Origin of the sequence: Marinobacter qingdaonensis (genome assembly GCF_034555935.1) — a bacterium.
GTDB lineage: Bacteria > Pseudomonadota > Gammaproteobacteria > Pseudomonadales > Oleiphilaceae > Marinobacter > Marinobacter qingdaonensis.
The window spans coordinates 2,890,288-2,908,488 of sequence record NZ_JAYDCJ010000003.1 but is presented as its reverse complement, the minus strand read 5'-3'; the positions used below and the strand labels follow the sequence as shown (position 1 = coordinate 2,908,488).

Below are 18,201 nucleotides of genomic sequence, written 5' to 3'. Positions count from 1 at the left end.
GCAGGTTTGGAGGCAGTATGGCGATTTCATTTGACCAGGCACTGGGGGTTCACGAGCAAGCCCTGCAAGCCCGGGTAAAACGGGCTGAGGTGTTGGCGAACAACCTGGCCAACGCGGACACGCCCGGTTACAAGGCCCGCGATGTCGATTTCCAGGCAATGATGCAGCAGGCGCACGAAAAGGTGTCCGGTCTGCAAATGAGCCGGACCGACGACGCCCACATGGACACCTCCGCCGGGGGCAGCGACAGCGAGTTGCTGTATCGCACGCCTCATCAGCCGTCGGTCGATGGCAATACCGTAGACGCCCAGCAGGAACAGAGCCGCTTCATGCGCAACGCCATGGATTACCAGGCCAGCTTCCAGTTTCTGAGCAGTAAATTTTCCGGTCTGACCAAGGCCCTCAAGGGCGAGTAAGCCGCACAGTAAAGGAGAGACACCATGTCATTGGGCAGCATTTTTGACATCGCCGGATCCGGCATGACTGCGCAGTCACTGCGGCTTAACACCACCGCCTCGAACATCGCCAACGCCGAAACGGCCAGCTCCAGCACCGAGACCACCTACCGGGCCCGGAAGCCGGTGTTTGCCGCTATCCAGCAATCCATGCTGAACCCCGACCAGCAGGGCCTGAGCCTGATGAGTGAGCAGGGCCAGGGCGCCGGTGTCCGGGTCGAGGGGATTGTCGAGAGCCAGGCCGATCTGCAGATGCGGTACGAGCCGGAACACCCGGCCGCCAACGAAGACGGGTACGTGTTCTATCCGAACGTGAATGTGGTGGAGGAAATGGCGGACATGATGTCGTCGTCCCGCAGCTACCAGATGAACGTGGATATCATGAACACGGCCAAATCCATGATGCAGCGCATTCTGACCCTGGGTCAGCAGTAATTTGGTGAGGAGCACGCAATGAGCGCAATCAACGCAACCGACGCGTCCGATGTTCTGAGCCAATACCAGCTCAAGCAGCAGGGAGCGAGCGGCAACAGCGAACTCGGCAAGAACGAGTTCATGGAACTGATGCTGGCGCAGCTGAAGAACCAGAACCCGCTGGAGCCCCAGGACAACGGTGAGTTCATCTCCCAGCTGGCGCAATTCAGCTCGCTGGAGGAAATGCAGAAGCTGTCCGGTACCGTCGATGACGTGGTCGGGCAGTTCCGATCAACCCAGGCGCTGCAGGCCTCGGCCATGGTCGGCAAGACCGTGCTGGCGCCCTCGAGCGTGGGCATTCTGGGCTCCGAAGGCGAGATCCGGGGCACCATCGAAGTTCCGGCCAGTACCGGTGGCCTGCGGCTGTCGGTTCAGAACCAGAGCGGCGAGCTGGTGCGCCAGATCGATCTGGGCAGCAGCCCGGCGGGTGTCAAGTCGTTCAGCTGGGACGGTCAGGATGGCAACGGCAACCCGTTGCCGCCAGGACCCTACCGGGTGGTCGCCGAGGCCTCCTACCCGCAGGGCAGTCAGCAGCTCTCGACCATGGTCAGCGCCAACGTCGACAGTGTCTCGCTGGGCCAGAACGGCGCCATCACTTTGAATCTGGCGGGCATGGGCTCCATCGCTCTGTCCGACGTCAAACAAATCAATTAAAACCGGTGTCAGACCAAGGGGTGAATCATGGCATTTAACACAGGGCTCAGCGGCCTTCGGGCAGCATCGGTGGATCTGGACGTAACCGGCAACAACATTGCCAACGCCAGTACAGTCGGCTTCAAGGGCAGCAAGGCGCAATTTGGCGACCTGTACGCCAGTGGCTTCCTCAGCGCCGGCTCCAACCCCATTGGGGACGGGGTCCGGGTGCAGGACGTCAAGCAGTCGTTCAGCCAGGGCAATATCAGCTTCACCGACAGCGGCCTGGATATGGCGATCAGCGGTGACGGCTTCTTCATCCTCAACAACGGCGGCGAGACGCGCTATTCCCGGGCCGGTCAGTTCGGCATCGACAAGAATGGCTTCGTCACCAACAACCAGGGCATGCGGGTCCAGGGCTTCACCGCTGATGGTGATGGCAACCTGTCGGGTATTCGTGGCGACCTCCAGGTGTCCACCGACAACCTGGCGCCGCGCCGTACCACCAATCTGACCTCCGACCTGAACCTCGACTCCCGGCAGCCGGTGCTTGAAACCCGGGTCCGGGACATCGGCCCATTGACCCTGTCGGATGTCACTGGTGAAACCTTCAACGTCCAGTACACCGATGGCTCGCCGGATTATTCCGTGGACCTGTCCGGCGCCACCAGTGCCCGGGGTGCCGCGGCGCTGATCAATGACGCGCCGGGGCTGAGCGCGTCCGCCACCACCACCGCGACCTTCGACGGCTCCGCCGCCGGTTCGGGTCCACTGGATGACGCCTACATCACCGCTGCAGGTCCGGCCAACTTTGCCTTCAGCCTGAGCATCAACGGCGCGCCCCTGGCGCTGGATACCAGCAACATCACCTCGTTGCAGGATCTGGTGGATTCCATCAATAACTCCAGCGAGACCGCCATCTCGGCCTCGGTGGTGGACGACGGTTCCGGCAACAACGTGCTACGGGTCATCCATAACCAGGGCGAGACGCTGGACTATGCCTTCGATAACGACGGTGATCTGAACAACGGCGGCGAAAACACCGCGACCGTTGAGGGTGACATCAATGCCACCGCCGACCGGCTGGTCGCTGGCATCGACGACCCGGCGGACGGTGACTTTGAAACCGCCTTCAACACCTCGCCGATCCGGATCACCAACGAGTTCAATCCGCAGGACCAGCGCACCTATAACCACGCTACCTCAACCACTATCTACGACAGCCTGGGCAACTCCCACGAGCTCACCCAGTTTTTCGTGAAGGAGCCGTCACCGGGGGCCGGGGTCGGGGTCAGCGAGTGGTCGGTGTACGTTGAGATTGATGGCGAGTTGGTGGCCGGCACCGACACCACGCCGTTTACCGCACGGTTTGATCAGAACGGCAGCCTGCAGTCGATCAACGGTGACCCGTCCGGAGAATTGGTGGTCGACGACTGGATTCCCAAGGACAGCAACGGCCAGCCCAACGGTGCCGATGGCCCGCCGCCGGCAGGCGCGGCGATCGTGACCCCGATTCCGGAGCCGCCAACGTCCTCGGCGTTTGTGGTCAACCTGTCGGACACCACCCAGTACGGGGCCGCCTTCGGTGTCAACGACCAGCAACAGAACGGCTACACCACGGGCCGGCTGTCCGGGCTGGACGTGTCTGACACCGGGGTGATCTTCGCCCGCTACACCAACGGTCAGTCCCAGTCCCTGGGGCAGGTGGCACTGGCGTCCTTCAACAATACCGAGGGCCTGTCACCGGTGGGTGACACGTCCTGGGTGGAGACCTTTGAATCCGGGCAGCCCATTGTCGGGGCGCCGGACACCGGTACGCTCGGCTCCATTGCCGCCAGCTCGGTGGAAGAGTCCAACGTCGACCTGTCGGCGGAGCTGGTCAATCTGATCATTGCCCAGCGCAATTACCAGGCGAACGCCAAGACCATCGAGACTTCCGATGCGGTCACCCAGACCATCATCAACCTTCGCTAACCCCTGACCTGATGAACATGGCATGACTCCTGCAGGAAGACTGGAAACAGTCAAAATTCCGGCAGGAGTTTTCCCATGGACAAAGCCCTCTACATCGGTATGTCCGGCGCCAAGCAGAACATGCTGGCCCAGCGTGCCCATGCCAATAACCTGGCCAACGTCAGTACCACCGGGTTCAAGAAAGACTTCGCGCAGGCGCGAAGCATGCCGGTGTTCGGAGAGCATCACCCCACGCGCGCCTACGCGCTAACCGAGCGGCCCGGTACGGACCTGTCCGCTGGTGCCCTGATGGAAACCGGCCGGAAACTCGACGTCGCCCTCGACGGCGACGGTTGGCTGGCGATCCAGAATGATCGCGGCCAGGAAGTCTTCACCCGCACCGGCAGCCTGCAAGTCGACGTCAACGGACTCATGCGCCTGGCCAACGGCGAGTTGGTGCTGGGCAATGGGGGCCCGGTTGCTCTGCCGCCCTACGACAACGTTCAGATCGGTGCCGACGGCACCGTGTCCATCGTGCCGGTCGGCGGTGCCCCCGATGAGCTGGTGGAAGTGGACCGGCTGAAGCTGGTGAACCCGCCGCTGGATGCCCTGGAGAAAGGCGAGGACGGATTCATGCGGCGCCGGCCAGACCAGGCCATCGACGGCGCTGAGCCGCCCGATGCCAACCTGCGGGTCGCCACCGGGTTCCTGGAGAGCTCGAACGTGAACGCCGTCGAGGAAATGATTGCCAACCTGCAGTTGTCCCGTCAGTACGAGATGCAGGTGAAGGTCATGACCACGGCGAACGAGAATTCCGAAGCGGCGGCACGACTGTTGCAAAACCTCTGATAACGACGAATAACGACGCCCCGGGGGCGAAAAGCGGCAAATTCTGGCCGCCTTCAACCCCTGGCAAGGAGTAAGAACCATGCATCCAGCACTTTGGGTCAGCAAAACCGGGTTGAGCGCGCAGGACACCAACATGTCCACCATCTCCAACAACCTGGCGAACGTGAATACCACCGGCTTCAAGCGCGACCGTGCGGTGTTCCAGGATCTCCTGTACCAGATCAACCGTCAGCCGGGCGGGCTCAGCACCCAGAATTCGGAACTGCCGTCGGGGCTGCAGCTGGGTACCGGTGTGCGGGTCGTGGGCACTGCCAAGCAGTTTTCCCAGGGCAACCTCCAGGTCACCGAGCAGCCCCTGGACATGGCGGTGAATGGGCGGGGCTTCCTGCAGGTCCAGCTGCCGGATGGCCAGATTGCCTACACCCGGGACGGTCAGTTCCAGCTCAATGCCAACGGTGACGTGGTCAACCCCGACGGCTACGCCCTGGAACCGGCGATCAACGTGCCGGAGAACGCCACCACCATCACCATCGGCAAGGACGGCACGGTGACCGCGATCACCGACGACCAGGCGGCGCCGGTGAACCTGGGGCAGATCACCCTGGTGGACTTCGCCAACCCGCAGGGGTTGCAGGCCATCGGTAACAACCTGTTCAAGGAAACCAACGCCAGCGGTGACCCGGCTCAGGGCGAACCAGGGCTGGACGGCCTGGGCACCCTGGAGCAGGGCACCATTGAGGCCTCCAACGTGGAAGTGGTGGAAGAGCTGGTCAACATGATCACCACCCAGCGGGCCTATGAAATGAACTCGAAGGTGGTCTCCACCACCGACCAGATGCTGCAGTTCATCACCAACAATATTGGTTAAGCCATGAAACGCATCATTCAAGTCAGCGCTATCAAGCGCGCGTCGAGCCTGACGCTCATTGGAGCTCTGATCGTACTGCAGGGATGCACTGCCATGAGCCGGCCCCGTGCAGTACCGGACGATCCCCAGTTCGCGCCGGTCCGGGCCCAGGCAATGATGCAGCGGGACCCGGACTCCGGGGCCATCTTCCAGAGCTCGCGTAACTACAATTTCTACGGTGACACCACGGCGCTGAACGTGGGGGATGTCCTGACCATCACCCTGCAGGAGTCGACCCGCGCCAGCAAGAACGCCGAGACCAGCATCACCAAGGACAACGAGGTGTCACTGCCGGAGCCGACCATCCTGGGCAAGAGCAATTTCGGCATTAACACGTCCCTGAACCACGAGCGTGATTTCGAAGGCTCGGCGGAGGCCGACCAGAGCAACAGCCTGGCCGGCAACATCACCGTGACCGTGACCGAAGTGCTGCCCAACGGCGTGCTGCGGATTCGCGGCGAGAAGTGGCTGTCGCTCACCAACGGCGACGAGTACATCCGTTTGACCGGGCTGGTTCGGCCCCAGGACATCCAGCCGGACAATACCGTGGCCTCGACCCGCATCGCCGATGCCCGCATTGCCTATGGCGGTACCGGTGACTTTGACCAGGCCAACCAGATGGGCTGGCTGGCGCGCTTCTTCAACAGTGAATGGTGGCCACTATGAGCCTCAAGAAAATCCTGGCTGCCTGCCTGATGCTGGCGGTGTGTTCGGCGCCCGTGCTGGCGGACCGGCTCAAGGACCTTTCCCGAATCAAGGGCGTACGCAACAACCAGCTCGTGGGCTATGGCCTGGTCGTGGGGCTGGATGGCACCGGGGACAAGGCGCCGTTCACCAACCAGACCTTCCGCAACATGATGAACCAGTTTGGCGTGACCTTGCCGGAAGGGGTGAATCCGAACCTGGCCAACGTGGCCGCGGTTACCGTCAGCGCCAACCTGCCGCCGTTCGCCAAGCCTGGTCAGGAAATCGACATCACCGTGTCGTCCATCGGCAACGCCGACAGCCTGCGCGGCGGCACCCTGCTGATGACTCCGCTGAAAGGGGCCGACAACAACATCTACGCCATGGCCCAGGGTAGCCTGGTGGTTGGCGGCTTTGGGGCCCAGGGGCAGGACGGGTCGCGGATTACCGTCAACATCCCCAGTGTCGGCCGGATTCCGAACGGCGCGACCATCGAGCGTGAGGTGGTGTCGCCGTTCACCAAGGGCGACACCATCACCTTCAATTTGCTTCGGCCGGACTTCACCACCGCCCGTCGGGTGGTCGAGGCCATCAACGGCCAGTTGGGTCCCGATATGGCGTACGCCCACGATGCCACCTCCATCTCCGTGCGCGCGCCGCGGGATCCGTCCCAGCGCGTCAGCTTCCTGTCGATCCTGGAGAACATCGAGGTCAACCCGGCCCAGGACGCCGCCAAGGTGGTCATCAACAGCCGCACCGGCACCATCGTGGTGGGCCAGAATGTCCAGGTCAGCCCAGCTGCGGTCACCCACGGCAACCTGACCGTCACCATCCAGGAAAACCCGAACGTGGTGCAGCCCAATCCGTTTGGCCAGGGCGAAACGGCCCTGGAGCAGGATTCCCAGATCGCCATCACCGAAGAACCGGCCCGCATGTTCAAGTTCGGTCCCGCCGTCACCCTCAATGAGATCGTGCAGGCGGTGAACCAGGTGGGCGCTGCTCCGGGCGACGTTATGGCGGTGCTGGAAGCCCTGAAACAGGCCGGCGCCCTGCGCGCCGAGCTGATCGTGATCTAGGGGTGGCCATGCAGGATTATCAGGTTCAACAGGCGCAGGTTTACACCGATTTCAGCGGCCTGAACGCGCTCAAGTCCCAGGCCCGCAACGACAAGCAGGCGGCCCTGGAAGAGGTGGCGCGTCAGTTCGAGAGCCTGTTCCTGTCGGAAATGCTGAAATCCATGCGTAAGGCCGGCGATGTGTTCGCCGAGGGCAACTACCTGAACAGCAGTCAGTCCGAGTTCTACCGGGACATGTTCGACAGCCAGCTGAGCCTGACCATGGCCAAGGGGCAGGGCACCGGGCTGGCGGAAGCCCTGGTGCGCCAGCTCGGCCAGCAGGTACCGGGCCTGGACAGTGAGGGCGGGAAACTGGCGGGCCACAAGGCCAGTCTTGCCGATTACGATCGCAGCCTGCCGCCGCTGTCGAGCCGGCTGCCGGCCCAGTTGGAACAGGTGAACGAGGTCGCCGACGTGACCAGTGCTACGGTGACCGCGCCGGAAAGCGATCAGGCGTTGCCCGAGCGTTTTGACTCCCCAGCGCAGTTCGTCCGCGAACTGCTGCCGGTGGCGGAGCGGATTGCCGGTGACTCGGGGATCGACCCGAAACTGATGGTGGCCCAGGCCGCCCTGGAAACCGGGTGGGGCCGGCACATGATTACCGGGGACGACCAGCGCCCGAGTTTCAACCTGTTCGGGATCAAGGCCGACCGTCGCTGGTCCGGGGACTCGGTGACCATCACCACCACCGAATTCCGGGAAGGCGTGCCGATGAAAGAGCGCGCGGATTTCCGGGCCTACCCGAATTACGAGGCAAGCTTCCGGGATTACGTCGCCTTCCTGGAGTCGAACCCGCGTTACCGCGAGGTGCTGTCAGTGGCCGACCAGCCTGAGGTCTTTGCCGACAAGCTGCAGGAGGCCGGCTACGCCACCGATCCAAACTACGGTGCCAAGATCCGTCAGATCATGAACCGCGACTCACTGATGACATTGTCCCTCGGCAATGAAGGGATAAAGGAGTAACCGTTATGGCAGGACTGATTGGTATCGGCCTCACCGGCATCCTGAGTCATCAGTCGGCTCTGAACACCACCGGTAACAACATCACCAACGCCAATACCCCGGGTTACAGTCGGCAAGAGGTGCAGTTCGAGACCCAGACCGGTCAGCGGACCGGCGCCGGCACCATTGGCAGCGGGGTCAATGTCGCCAACATCCGGCGGCTGGCCAACGAATACCTGGTTCAGCAGGTGCGTGAGGACAGCACCCTGTTCGGTGAGCAGCAGGCGCTCAACTCCGAGCTGACCCGGCTGGACAACCTGCTGGGCGGTGAATCCACCGGCCTGAGCAACGCCCTGAACAACTTCTTCGCGTCGCTGCAGAACGCCGCTGAGGATCCGACCTCCCTGCCGCAACGTCAGCTGGTGCTGAGCGAGGCGCAGCAGGTGGTGAACCGGTTCCAGGCCCTGAACCAGGAATTCGTGCAACAGCGGGAATCGGTCAAGACCCAGATGCAGCAGGGCGTGAAAGACGCCAACACGCTGCTGAAAAGCATCGCCGAACTGAATCTGGCCATTTCCGAATCGCCGGGCCTGGCCCAGGGCCAGATGCCCAACGACCTGCTGGACAAGCGTGATGAAAAGCTGCGCCAGTTGTCGGAGCTGATCAACATCAAGGTGACGCCGACCGACGGCAGCCAGGTCAACGTGGCGCTCGGCAACGGTCTGTCGCTGGTGGTGGGCAGCAACGCGGCACAGCTGGGCACCGAGGAAAGCGCCGAGGATCCGACCCGCCTGTCGTTCACCCTGTCCAACGGCGGCCGGACCCTGAACATCGACGAGCAGGTCACCGGCGGCAAGCTCGGCGGGCTGAAGCGATTTGATGACGAGGCCCTGAAGCCGGCGTTTGATGAGCTCGGCCGGATCGCCATCGCGCTGTCTGCGACCATGAACCACCAGCATGAAATCGGCATGGATCTGGAGGGCGACCTGGGTGGCCTGTTCTTCAATGACATCAACGCCCTGGAAGCGCAACGCAGCCGCGTGATTGCCAATGGTAACAACCAGCAGCCCCAGACCGGCCAGCTAGCGGTCGAGATCACCGACAGTGCCGCGCTGGCGGCCGGCAGTTACACCCTGCAGTTCAGTGGCGACGGCCGCAGCTACGAGCTGATCGACAAGGCCAGTGGCGAGACCGTGAATCAGGGCCGGCTGCCAAGCCCGGTCCAGTCCGAGATTTCCATGCCCGGCTTCAACATCCGCATTGAGGGCGGGGCCTTCAATGCCGGAGACAAGTACCTGATCCAGCCGAGCCGGAACGCAGCCGAGAGCATCGGCCTGCAGGTCAGCCGGGAAGAGGATCTGGCCTTCGCCAGCCCGATTCGTGCCTCGACCGGCGACCAGAACATCGGGACCGGGGAGATCAGTCAGGGCACCATGCTCAACGTCCGCAATCCGTTTACCAATTCGACCCTGCCGGCGTTTGCCCAGCAGGGTCAGTTGTCGCCGCCGCTCGAAGTCCGGTTCCGCGATGACGGTGGCACCCTGGTTTACGACCTTTACAACGCCAACAGCGGTGCGCTGATTGAGGCGGGCGATGCCAGCGCCGTGCCGCCCCTGAATACGTTTACGTCTGGTGTTGCCAACAAGCTGTTCCCGGAGGATCCGTCCGATCCCCGTTACCGCGGCTTCCAGTTTGAGGTGACCGGGGCGCCGGCGCCCGGCGACAGCTTCGTGATCGACTACAACGCCAACGGCGTGTCCGATAACCGCAACGCCGAACTGTTGGCCGCGCTGGGCACCGCCAACACCCTCAATAACGGCAGTCAGAGCTTTACCGAAGGCTATGCCGGGTTGGTCGAGGACATCGGGGTCAAGACCCGGCAGAGCCAGCTCGACATGGACGCCGGCAAAACCCTGCTGGAGCAGTCCACCAATCAGCGGGAGGGGGTGTCCGGCGTCAACCTCGATGAGGAGGCCGGCAAACTGATTCAGTACCAGGCCGCTTACAACGCATCCGCGCAGGTGATGTCGGTGGCACAGGACTTGTTCAATACGCTGTTACAGAGTTTCCGGTAATGGAACTGGTAACGGTCGCAATGGCAGCGTGAGGTAATCTGAGATGATCCGCATTTCATCGCAACAGATCTTTTCCGGTGGCATCAATCGGCTGCAGGAGCTGAACACCACCCTGAACAACACCCAGCAGCAGATCTCCACCGGTAAGCGGGTGAACACGCCGTCGGACGATCCGGTGGCCGCGGCCCGGATTCTGAAACTGGATCAGGAGCTGTCCCGGGTTGAGACTTACCAGCGCAACGTCAATCTGGCCAACAACCGGCTGAGCCAGGAAGAGAGTGCCCTGGAGAGCGCCACCGACATCATTCAGCGGGTCCGGGAGCTGACGGTTCAGGCCGGTAACGGCTCCCTGTCGGCCAACGACCGCCGTTCCATCTCGTCCGAGTTGAGAGAGCGTCTGGGTCAGCTGGCCAGCGTTGCGAACACCCGCGATGCATCCGGTGAATTTATCTTCAGTGGCTTTCAGGGATCGGTGAAGGCCTTCCAGCAAGACCCATCGGGCAGCTGGGTGTATCAGGGGGATGAGGGGCAACGGAACCTGGAAATCGACGATGGCGTGACGGTACCCATCAGCGATCACGGTAAAGGCATATTCGTGACAATTCCTGCCGCACCAACGGGTGAAGTGACTTCGGCAGCGCCCGCAAACGAGCGGATAAGTGGGGTGAAGGTTTCAAATCAGGCTGCGCTTGAGGGACTCTCAATCGGGGACTTCGAAATAACGGTGAGCTCCATCGCACCGAACGAGGTAACCATCACCGGGCCGGGTGGGGCTCCTGTTACTGATTCTCAAGGTAATAGCCTCCCGGCCACGTTCGCATTCGCGGATGGCGAGCCCATTCAGGCATTTGGATTAGAGTTCACGATCTCGAACGCAGGCATTGGTGATTCCTTCGCGATCGATACGAACCAAAAGCAATCGGTATTCAAGACTATTGAGAATCTTGTCGCCGGTCTCGAATCAATCGACAAGAGCACCGCGCAGGGAGCCGCAGAGTTCGATGATTTGATCGCAAACTCACTCATCAATCTGGACAACGCCCAAGAGAGCATTGTGCTGAAGCAAACGGAATTGGGTGGGCGCATGAATGCGGTGGAGTCTACCCAGCAATTCCTGGAAGATTCCTCGGTATACACCAATCAAATCCGTTCCGAACTGCAGGATGTCGATTATGCCGAGGCGATCAGCAACCTGAGTTTCCAGAGCTTCGTGCTGCAGGCTGCCCAGCAGTCGTTCGCCCAGGTCTCCCAGTTGTCCCTGTTTGATCGGCTCTGATGTCCGGCCCGCTGAACCGGTCTGCGGAGGGAACTTGTTGATTTCGGGGGCGAGCTCAGTATAATCGCCCCTCTCTCCCATGGCGGCGTGGTGAAATTGGTAGACACGACGGATTCAAAATCCGTTGGGGTAAAACCCGTGGCGGTTCGAGTCCGCCCGCCGCTACCATCTTGCAGTGTCTCGACTACCCGGCAATCACTCTTACTGACAGAATACCGGTCCTTGCGGTTCAGGCGAGGCGGATTCCGTGGTAAATTCCGCATTCTTTTAAACATTGCCCTAGTGCCTCGTCGATCCTTTCTATGAACGTCTCAGACTTTTACTTCGATCTGCCGGACGAGCTGATTGCCCGTTATCCGCTCAGCGAGCGTACCGCCTCGCGTTTGTTGTGCCTGGACGGTATGTCCGGCCAGACCCATCATCGGCAGTTTTCCGACCTTCCGGATCTGCTTCAGCCGGGCGACCTGCTGGTTTTCAATGATACCCGCGTGATTCCGGCCCGCTTGTTCGGCAAGAAGGAAACCGGTGGCCAGGTCGAGGTTCTGGTGGAGCGGGTAACCGGTGAGCACGAGTTTCTGGCGCACGTGCGCGCCTCCAAGGCCTTGAAAGAAGGGCAGAGGGTGTACCTGGAAGATGGCACCGCAGTGCGCATGCTGGGCCGCAACGATGCGCTGTTCCGCCTCGCCTGTGAGTCGGACGAGCCGGTGCTGGAAGTGTTGGAGCGGATCGGTCACATGCCGCTACCGCCCTACGTTGACCGGCCTGATGAGAGTGCCGACCGCGAGCGCTATCAGACCGTTTACGCCCGTGAGGCCGGCGCCGTGGCAGCCCCGACCGCCGGGCTGCATTTTGACGAGGCGTTGCTGGAACAGGTGCGGGCCATGGGGGTCGAAACCAGTTTCGTCACCCTGCACGTCGGCGCCGGGACCTTCCAGCCGGTGCGGGTAGACCGCATTGAAGACCACGTCATGCACAGCGAGGTGGTGCAGGTGCGCCAGGACACGGTGGACGCCGTCGAGCGGACCCGTGCCCGGGGCGGCCGGGTCATTGCGGTCGGGACCACCTCGGTGCGTTCGCTGGAATCGGCCAGCCGTGGCGGCCGGCTTCGGGCCTTCCAGGGCGAGACCGACATTTTTATCAGCCCGGGGTACCGGTTTGAGACCGTCGATGTCCTGATCACCAACTTCCATCTGCCGGAATCCACGCTGATCATGCTGGTGAGTGCCTTCGCCGGCTACGACAATGTGATGCAAGCCTACAAAGAGGCGGTCGCCGAGCGCTATCGATTCTTCAGCTATGGCGATGCCATGTTCATCTCGTGCCAGGAACCGAGCCGGGGCATGCTGCTCGGTCCGGCTGGCGCGTCCGCCGATACCTCCGGAGAGTAATCTTGAGTCAGTCCTGTTTCATGTCGTTCGAAAAACTCGGGGAAGACGGCCGGGCCCGTCGCGGTCGACTGACCTTCCCGCGCGGCACCGTCGAAACCCCGGCGTTCATGCCGGTGGGTACCTACGGCACCGTCAAGGGGATGCTGCCCCGGGACATTCACGAAATCGGCGCCGAGATCATCCTGGGCAACACCTTCCACCTGATGCTGCGGCCGGGTACGGAAGTGATCAAGGCCCATGGCGACCTGCACGATTTTACCCAGTGGAAAGGGCCGATCCTGACCGATTCCGGCGGCTTCCAGGTGTTCAGCCTGGGCGATATGCGCAAGATCACCGAGCAGGGCGTCACCTTCCGGTCGCCGGTGGACGGATCGCCGGTGGAGCTGTCGCCGGAAATCGCCATTCAGGTCCAGCGGGATCTCGGCTCCGACATTGTCATGATCTTCGACGAGTGCACGCCATACCCGGCCACCGAGCGTCAGGCCAAGGATTCCATGGAGCTCTCCCTGCGCTGGGCGGAGCGAAGCAAGGCCGCCCACGAGGGCAATCCGGCCGCGCTGTTCGGGATTGTCCAGGGTGGTATGTACGAGGAGCTGCGCGACCAGTCGCTCAAGGGGCTGACCGATATCGGTTTTGATGGTTACGCCATCGGCGGCTTGTCGGTGGGTGAGCCGAAAGAGGACATGATCCGCATTCTGGATCACCTGCCTCCGAAAATGCCGGAGGATAAACCCCGGTATCTGATGGGCGTGGGGCGGCCGGAGGATCTGGTCGAGGCTGTCCGTCGCGGCGTGGATATGTTCGACTGCGTCATGCCGACCCGCAACGCCCGCAATGGCTACCTGTTCACGTCCACCGGCATCGTTAAAATCCGCAACGCCAAGCACCGGCACGACACCGCGCCGCTGGATGAGCGCTGCGATTGTTACACCTGCCAGAATTTTTCGAGGAGTTACCTCTATCATTTGGATAAATGTGGAGAAATGCTCGGGTCGCAATTGAACACCATTCACAATCTCCGGTTCTATCAGAACCTGATGGCCGGATTGCGTGGCGCTATTGAAGCAGGTACATTGTCCGACTTTGTAGCCGACTTCTACGCGCTCCGCGGCGAAACGGTTCCGCCGCTGGACACCCCCTGATTTAATTGAAAAAAACCAACGGAGATACTCGATGAAATCTATGAAACTGCTCGTAGCCGCACTGATGGCGATGGTGCCTGCCGTAGCCATGGCGCAGGACCCTGCTGCCCAGGGCATGGGCGTGATGGGTCAGGTGATCTTCTTCGCCGGCTTCATCCTGATTTTCTACTTCCTGATCTGGCGCCCCCAGAGCAAGCGTGCCAAGGAGCACAAGGCGCTGATGTCTGGTCTGAACAAAGGCGATGAGGTCGTTACGTCCGGCGGTGTGGCCGGCAAGATCACCAAGGTCACTGACGATTTCATCGTGGTGGAAATCGCCGACAACGTTGAAATCAAGGTGCAGAAGGTGGCCGTCGCAGCCGCTCTGCCGAAGGGCACTCTGAAGGAAATCTGAGCCGGAGTCCGTCAGCCGACGGGCTGATTCAACCTGGCTGAAACACCAAGGCCGGCCTTTTGGGCCGGCTAAAAGGGATCCCATGCTGAACAAGTATCCGCTTTGGAAAAACCTGGTTATCCTGGTCGCGCTCGTGATCGGGTTCATCTACGCCTTACCCAACCTGTTTCCCGACGACCACGCCATCCAGATCACCGGCGCGCGCAGCAGCACTGAGGTCAATAACACGATTCTCGATCGCGCGGTCAAGGCCCTCGAATCAGAGGGGATTGAGGTAAAAAGCAGCTCGTTACAGGATCGGGATGCCCTTATCCGGCTGACCAATGGCGACGACCAGTTACAGGCTCGTCCGATCGTGCAGTCGGCCCTGAGCAATGATTACCTGGTGGCGCTCAACATGGCGCCGTCCACGCCCGACTGGCTGAAGAGCCTGGGCGCCGGCCCGATGAAGCTGGGTCTGGATCTGCGCGGCGGTGTGCACTTCCTGCTGGAGGTGGACATGGAGACCGCGCTCAATACCCGGCTCGAAGCCCTGGCCAGCCAGATCAAGAGTGAGTTGCGGGAAGAGCGCATCCGCTATCGCGGTGGCGACGTTGAGGGCGATCGCGAAATCGTGCTCAGTTTCCGCGATGAAGAGGCGCGGGCGGAAGCCTTTGACCTGATTCGGCGTCAGTACAACCAATTCCTGCTGGACGAGCGCACCGTTGAGGGCGAGCGCCAGATCGTGCTGTCCCTGTCCGAGGCCGAGGTGAAGGCAATCCAGGAGTACGCCCTGGAGCAGAACCTGACGACCATCCGCAACCGGGTCAACGAATTGGGGGTAGCTGAGCCACTGGTGCAGCGCCAGGGTGCGGACCGCATCATCGTCGAATTGCCCGGGGTGCAGGACACCGCTCAGGCCAAGCGGGTCCTGGGTGCCACCGCGAACCTGGAGTTCCGCCTGGAGGCGCGCCAGGATGCGTCCGCAGGCGAGGTTGAGGAATTCGATTTCCGTGACAACCCCCGGCGCAGTGCCCGCTTGGAGCGGGACATCATCACTACCGGTAACAACGTCGCCAACGCCCAGCAGGCGTTCGACGAGAACGGCCAGCCTCAGGTCAACATCACCATGGATTCCGTGGGTGGTGACCAGATGAACCGGGCCACCCGCAACGCCATCGGACGTCGCATGGCGGTACTGTTCATCGAGTTCCGGACCGAAACCGAAAACCGCATGGTCGATGGCGAGATGACGTCGGTCGACAAGCGGGTGGTGGAGAAGGGCATCATCAGCCTGGCGACCATCCAGTCGGCCCTGGGCAGCAGTTTCCGGATCACCGGACTCGATTCCATTCCGGAAGCGGCTGAGCTGGCGCTGCTGCTGCGTGCCGGTGCCCTGGCGGCGCCCATGTATTTCGTCCAGGAACGGACCATCGGGCCGAGCCTGGGCCAGAAAAACATCGACGCCGGTGTCATGTCGATCACCCTGGGCTTTGCCCTGGTCCTGGCCTACATGCTGGTGTACTACCGCGGCTTTGGCCTGATCGCCAATGTGTCGCTGACGCTGAACCTGATGCTGCTCATTGCCTGCATGTCGATCCTGTCGGCGACCCTGACGCTGCCGGGCATTGCCGGTATCGTTCTGACCGTGGGTATGGCGGTTGACGCCAACGTCCTGATCTTTGAGCGAATACGGGAAGAGCTGAAAGCCGGGGTTCCGCCCCAGTCGGCCATCAACTCCGGCTATTCCCGGGCCTTCGTGTCCATTTTTGACGCCAACATCACCACGTTGCTGGTAGCGGTCATCCTGTTCGCCATGGGCTCCGGTCCGGTGAAAGGCTTCGCCGTCACCCTGTGCCTGGGCATCCTGACGTCCATGTTCTCCGGACTGATGGTCAGTCGCAGCATCGTGAACCTTGTTTATGGCGGTCGAAAGATCGAGAAGTTGTCGATCGGAGGAAAGCTGGCAAATGTCTGAGCACGAAAAGAAACCGTTTGATTTCATGGGGTTCCGGAAGCTCGCTTCCGTGCTCTCGATCACGCTGCTGGTGGCCTCCGTGGTCCTGCTGGCGGTGCGTGGCCTGAATCTGGGCATGGACTTCACCGGGGGCACCTCGGTGGAGTTGGAATACGCCGAAGCCCCGGCGCTGGAAGACGTCCGGAACACCCTGGATGCCGCTGGCTACGATCAGTTCGTGGTCCAGAATTTTGGCGCGGACACCACCGTGTTGGTGCGTCTGGCTGAGGCCGGCAACGACAAGCTGGCCCTGGAAGTCACCGGGGCGCTGGAGGCCAGCGGGGCTGACCTGGAGCTGGTGAGCACCGAGTTTATCGGCTCCCAGGTGGGTGAGGAACTGAAGGAAGACAGTGGTCTTGGTCTGCTGTTGGCCCTGGCGGTGGTGCTGATCTACGTCGGAATGCGCTTCCAGTTCAAGTTCGGCATCGCGTCGGTGTTGCCGTTGGCCCACGACGTCATCATCGTCCTCGGGGTGTTCGCCCTGTTCCAGTGGACCTTCGACCTGACCGTGCTGGCGGCCCTGCTGGCGGTGATCGGTTACTCCCTGAACGACACCATCGTGGTGGCGGACCGGATCCGGGAAAACTTCCGGAAGATGCGGGTCGGGGACTCCTGGCACATCATCAACACCTCCATTCACCAGACCATCAGCCGAACCTTGAACACGTCCGGGACCACGCTGGTGGTGCTGTTCGCGCTCTATCTGTTTGGCGGCGAGGCCATCAACAACTTTGCCCTGGCACTGATCATCGGGGTGGTTGTGGGTACCTATTCGTCCATCTACGTGTCCGCCAACCTGTTGCTGGCGTTCGGCGTGTCGCGGGAGGACCTGATGGTGCCTGCGAAGGAGGGAGCGGGTGACGCCGAGGAAGAGGAGCAGCCGCCCGAATGGCTGAACCGGATGTAAGCTGACCTGAGTCCAGGGTAAAAAAAACCGCCATCCCGAGGGAGGCGGTTTTTTTGTGGCGGCTCCGCGGTGCTCAGCGCGGCAGCCGACCCCGGAACGGATGCAGGCTTTTCAGCACTTCCCGGAACAGCTTCGGGTTGGCGACCACCAGCTGGCGTGCACTGCCGGTGGACGGGTTGCCGGAGAAGTCGCCGGTCAGCGCGCCGGATTCCATGGCCAGGGTCACGCCCAGGTCCAGATCCACGGTTTCGGGGCGGAAGATCACGGCGGCGTCCAGGTGGCCGGCAGAGACCCGGGCAATGTCCAGCACCACGCAACCAGACGTCCGGAACATGGCGGAATCCCGCGCCAGAACGCTGGCCAGCTCACCCCAGAGCTGGGCATCTTCGCTTTTGCGCGCCTGGTCCAGCAGGTTGGTGGCCACGGCGGCCTGGTTCGCCTGCTTGATTTCCGAGGCACGTACGCGCCGGCTGTTCAGGGCGGCACCGTGGCCGCGGCTGGCGGAATACTCTTCGCCGGTCACCGGGTTGATCACCAGCAGGTTTTCCGTGCGGTTGTTTTTCTTCTGCGCCAGCGCCAGGGCAAATTCCGGGATGCCTCGCAGGAAGTTCTCACGGCCGAGGACCGGGAACACGTGCCAGCTTTTTTCGCTGGTGCCCGCGTTCGCCTCGTTCAGCGGCGCAATGCTGTGGTCCTTGTAAGCCTTTTCCAGCTGCTCGGCGAAATTGTCGTAAATCGATTGCTCGACCCGGTCCAGCTGGCGGCGACGCTCGTCGTCGTCCCGGCCGGCAGGTTCCTGGCGTTCGAAATGGGCTTTCAGATAGTCAGACCCCTGACGCGCCACGCGCAGGGCCATTTTGATTGCTGGTTGCATCTGAGTATTCGTTATCCGGGTGTATGGAGGGCGGGTATCATAGCAAAAGATCCGTCCGCTTGTATGTTTTTTGGCTTAGCAATACCACGGATACCAATGGATTAGGGCCTGTTCGAAGGGGCGTGAGCGCCTCGGTTT

17 protein-coding genes and 1 tRNA gene are annotated in these 18,201 nt (G+C 61.8%); 17 read left to right on the top strand and 1 reads right to left on the bottom strand.

Translation table 11 applies throughout. From position 1 onward, the window contains the following. Nucleotides 1-17: 17 nt before the first annotated feature. The 17 genes from flgB (at nt 18) to secF (ending at nt 17,189) form a co-directional block, all read left to right on the top strand. Entirely contained in the window at nt 18-416 is a 399-nt protein-coding gene (flgB, locus tag U5822_RS16550) for a flagellar basal body rod protein FlgB (RefSeq protein ID WP_322856710.1), read from the top strand. 24 nt (nt 417-440) lie between these two features. Then, nucleotides 441-890, top strand: a complete 450-nt coding sequence (gene flgC, locus U5822_RS16545) for a flagellar basal body rod protein FlgC (RefSeq protein ID WP_322856709.1) — start codon at nt 441-443, stop codon at nt 888-890. An 18-nt stretch (nt 891-908) separates the two neighbouring features. After that, nucleotides 909-1,583: a flagellar hook assembly protein FlgD gene (locus tag U5822_RS16540; RefSeq protein ID WP_322856708.1), complete on the top strand. Its 675-nt coding sequence runs from the start codon at nt 909-911 to the stop codon at nt 1,581-1,583. 27 nt (nt 1,584-1,610) lie between these two features. Further along, complete coding sequence (locus U5822_RS16535; protein WP_322856707.1) at nt 1,611-3,536, top strand: flagellar hook protein FlgE; 1,926 nt, start codon at nt 1,611-1,613, stop codon at nt 3,534-3,536. Nucleotides 3,537-3,611: 75 nt separating this feature from the next. Beyond that, nucleotides 3,612-4,364: a flagellar basal body rod protein FlgF gene (locus tag U5822_RS16530; protein ID WP_322856706.1), complete on the top strand. Its 753-nt coding sequence runs from the start codon at nt 3,612-3,614 to the stop codon at nt 4,362-4,364. Between the two features lie 79 nt (nt 4,365-4,443). Beyond that, nucleotides 4,444-5,232 carry a flagellar basal-body rod protein FlgG gene (gene flgG / locus U5822_RS16525; protein ID WP_322856705.1) on the top strand — a complete coding sequence of 263 codons (789 nt, stop codon included), beginning with the start codon at nt 4,444-4,446 and terminating at the stop codon, nt 5,230-5,232. A gap of 3 nt (nt 5,233-5,235) precedes the next feature. Continuing rightward, nucleotides 5,236-5,937 (top strand): flagellar basal body L-ring protein FlgH, encoded by a 702-nt coding sequence (flgH, locus tag U5822_RS16520; protein WP_322856704.1) that lies wholly within the window; start codon nt 5,236-5,238, stop codon nt 5,935-5,937. After that, a complete protein-coding gene (locus U5822_RS16515; RefSeq protein WP_322856703.1) occupies nt 5,934-7,031 on the top strand; it encodes a flagellar basal body P-ring protein FlgI in 1,098 nt (365 codons plus the stop codon). Before flgH ends, U5822_RS16515 begins: the two co-directional genes overlap by 4 nt. 8 nt (nt 7,032-7,039) lie before the next feature. After that, nucleotides 7,040-8,032 (top strand): flagellar assembly peptidoglycan hydrolase FlgJ, encoded by a 993-nt coding sequence (flgJ, locus tag U5822_RS16510; protein WP_322856702.1) that lies wholly within the window; start codon nt 7,040-7,042, stop codon nt 8,030-8,032. Between the two features lie 5 nt (nt 8,033-8,037). Continuing rightward, nucleotides 8,038-10,086: a flagellar hook-associated protein FlgK gene (gene flgK, locus U5822_RS16505; RefSeq protein WP_322856701.1), complete on the top strand. Its 2,049-nt coding sequence runs from the start codon at nt 8,038-8,040 to the stop codon at nt 10,084-10,086. A gap of 43 nt (nt 10,087-10,129) precedes the next feature. Further along, entirely contained in the window at nt 10,130-11,362 is a 1,233-nt protein-coding gene (flgL, locus tag U5822_RS16500; protein ID WP_322856700.1) for a flagellar hook-associated protein FlgL, read from the top strand. Between the two features lie 81 nt (nt 11,363-11,443). Next, nucleotides 11,444-11,530: transfer RNA gene (locus tag U5822_RS16495), tRNA-Leu, on the top strand. A 134-nt stretch (nt 11,531-11,664) separates the two neighbouring features. Next, complete coding sequence (queA, locus tag U5822_RS16490; protein WP_322856699.1) at nt 11,665-12,750, top strand: tRNA preQ1(34) S-adenosylmethionine ribosyltransferase-isomerase QueA; 1,086 nt, start codon at nt 11,665-11,667, stop codon at nt 12,748-12,750. A 20-nt stretch (nt 12,751-12,770) separates the two neighbouring features. Next, the gene (gene tgt / locus U5822_RS16485) at nt 12,771-13,892 is read left to right on the top strand and encodes a tRNA guanosine(34) transglycosylase Tgt (protein WP_322856951.1); all 1,122 of its coding nucleotides are present in this window, start codon (nt 12,771-12,773) and stop codon (nt 13,890-13,892) included. 31 nt (nt 13,893-13,923) lie between these two features. After that, nucleotides 13,924-14,286, top strand: coding sequence for a preprotein translocase subunit YajC (gene yajC, locus U5822_RS16480; RefSeq protein ID WP_322856698.1), 363 nt, complete (start codon nt 13,924-13,926; stop codon nt 14,284-14,286). Between the two features lie 82 nt (nt 14,287-14,368). Further along, nucleotides 14,369-16,243 carry a protein translocase subunit SecD gene (gene secD, locus U5822_RS16475; protein WP_322856697.1) on the top strand — a complete coding sequence of 625 codons (1,875 nt, stop codon included), beginning with the start codon at nt 14,369-14,371 and terminating at the stop codon, nt 16,241-16,243. Next, nucleotides 16,236-17,189 carry a protein translocase subunit SecF gene (gene secF / locus U5822_RS16470; protein WP_322856696.1) on the top strand — a complete coding sequence of 318 codons (954 nt, stop codon included), beginning with the start codon at nt 16,236-16,238 and terminating at the stop codon, nt 17,187-17,189. Before secD ends, secF begins: the two co-directional genes overlap by 8 nt. 73 nt (nt 17,190-17,262) lie before the next feature. Here the strand turns inward: secF and U5822_RS16465 are convergent, their stop codons facing one another. Further along, a complete protein-coding gene (locus U5822_RS16465; protein WP_322856695.1) occupies nt 17,263-18,063 on the bottom strand; it encodes an inositol monophosphatase family protein in 801 nt (266 codons plus the stop codon). Between the last annotated feature and the right edge of the window lie 138 nt (nt 18,064-18,201).

Coding starts and splice junctions, on each gene's coding strand:
- flgB (WP_322856710.1), top strand. CDS start 18: ATGGCGATTTCATTTGACCAGGCACTGGGGGTTCACGAGCAAGCCCTG.
- flgC (WP_322856709.1), top strand. CDS start 441: ATGTCATTGGGCAGCATTTTTGACATCGCCGGATCCGGCATGACTGCG.
- U5822_RS16540 (WP_322856708.1), top strand. CDS start 909: ATGAGCGCAATCAACGCAACCGACGCGTCCGATGTTCTGAGCCAATAC.
- U5822_RS16535 (WP_322856707.1), top strand. CDS start 1,611: ATGGCATTTAACACAGGGCTCAGCGGCCTTCGGGCAGCATCGGTGGAT.
- U5822_RS16530 (WP_322856706.1), top strand. CDS start 3,612: ATGGACAAAGCCCTCTACATCGGTATGTCCGGCGCCAAGCAGAACATG.
- flgG (WP_322856705.1), top strand. CDS start 4,444: ATGCATCCAGCACTTTGGGTCAGCAAAACCGGGTTGAGCGCGCAGGAC.
- flgH (WP_322856704.1), top strand. CDS start 5,236: ATGAAACGCATCATTCAAGTCAGCGCTATCAAGCGCGCGTCGAGCCTG.
- U5822_RS16515 (WP_322856703.1), top strand. CDS start 5,934: ATGAGCCTCAAGAAAATCCTGGCTGCCTGCCTGATGCTGGCGGTGTGT.
- flgJ (WP_322856702.1), top strand. CDS start 7,040: ATGCAGGATTATCAGGTTCAACAGGCGCAGGTTTACACCGATTTCAGC.
- flgK (WP_322856701.1), top strand. CDS start 8,038: ATGGCAGGACTGATTGGTATCGGCCTCACCGGCATCCTGAGTCATCAG.
- flgL (WP_322856700.1), top strand. CDS start 10,130: ATGATCCGCATTTCATCGCAACAGATCTTTTCCGGTGGCATCAATCGG.
- queA (WP_322856699.1), top strand. CDS start 11,665: ATGAACGTCTCAGACTTTTACTTCGATCTGCCGGACGAGCTGATTGCC.
- tgt (WP_322856951.1), top strand. CDS start 12,771: ATGTCGTTCGAAAAACTCGGGGAAGACGGCCGGGCCCGTCGCGGTCGA.
- yajC (WP_322856698.1), top strand. CDS start 13,924: ATGAAATCTATGAAACTGCTCGTAGCCGCACTGATGGCGATGGTGCCT.
- secD (WP_322856697.1), top strand. CDS start 14,369: ATGCTGAACAAGTATCCGCTTTGGAAAAACCTGGTTATCCTGGTCGCG.
- secF (WP_322856696.1), top strand. CDS start 16,236: ATGTCTGAGCACGAAAAGAAACCGTTTGATTTCATGGGGTTCCGGAAG.
- U5822_RS16465 (WP_322856695.1), bottom strand. CDS start 18,063: ATGCAACCAGCAATCAAAATGGCCCTGCGCGTGGCGCGTCAGGGGTCT.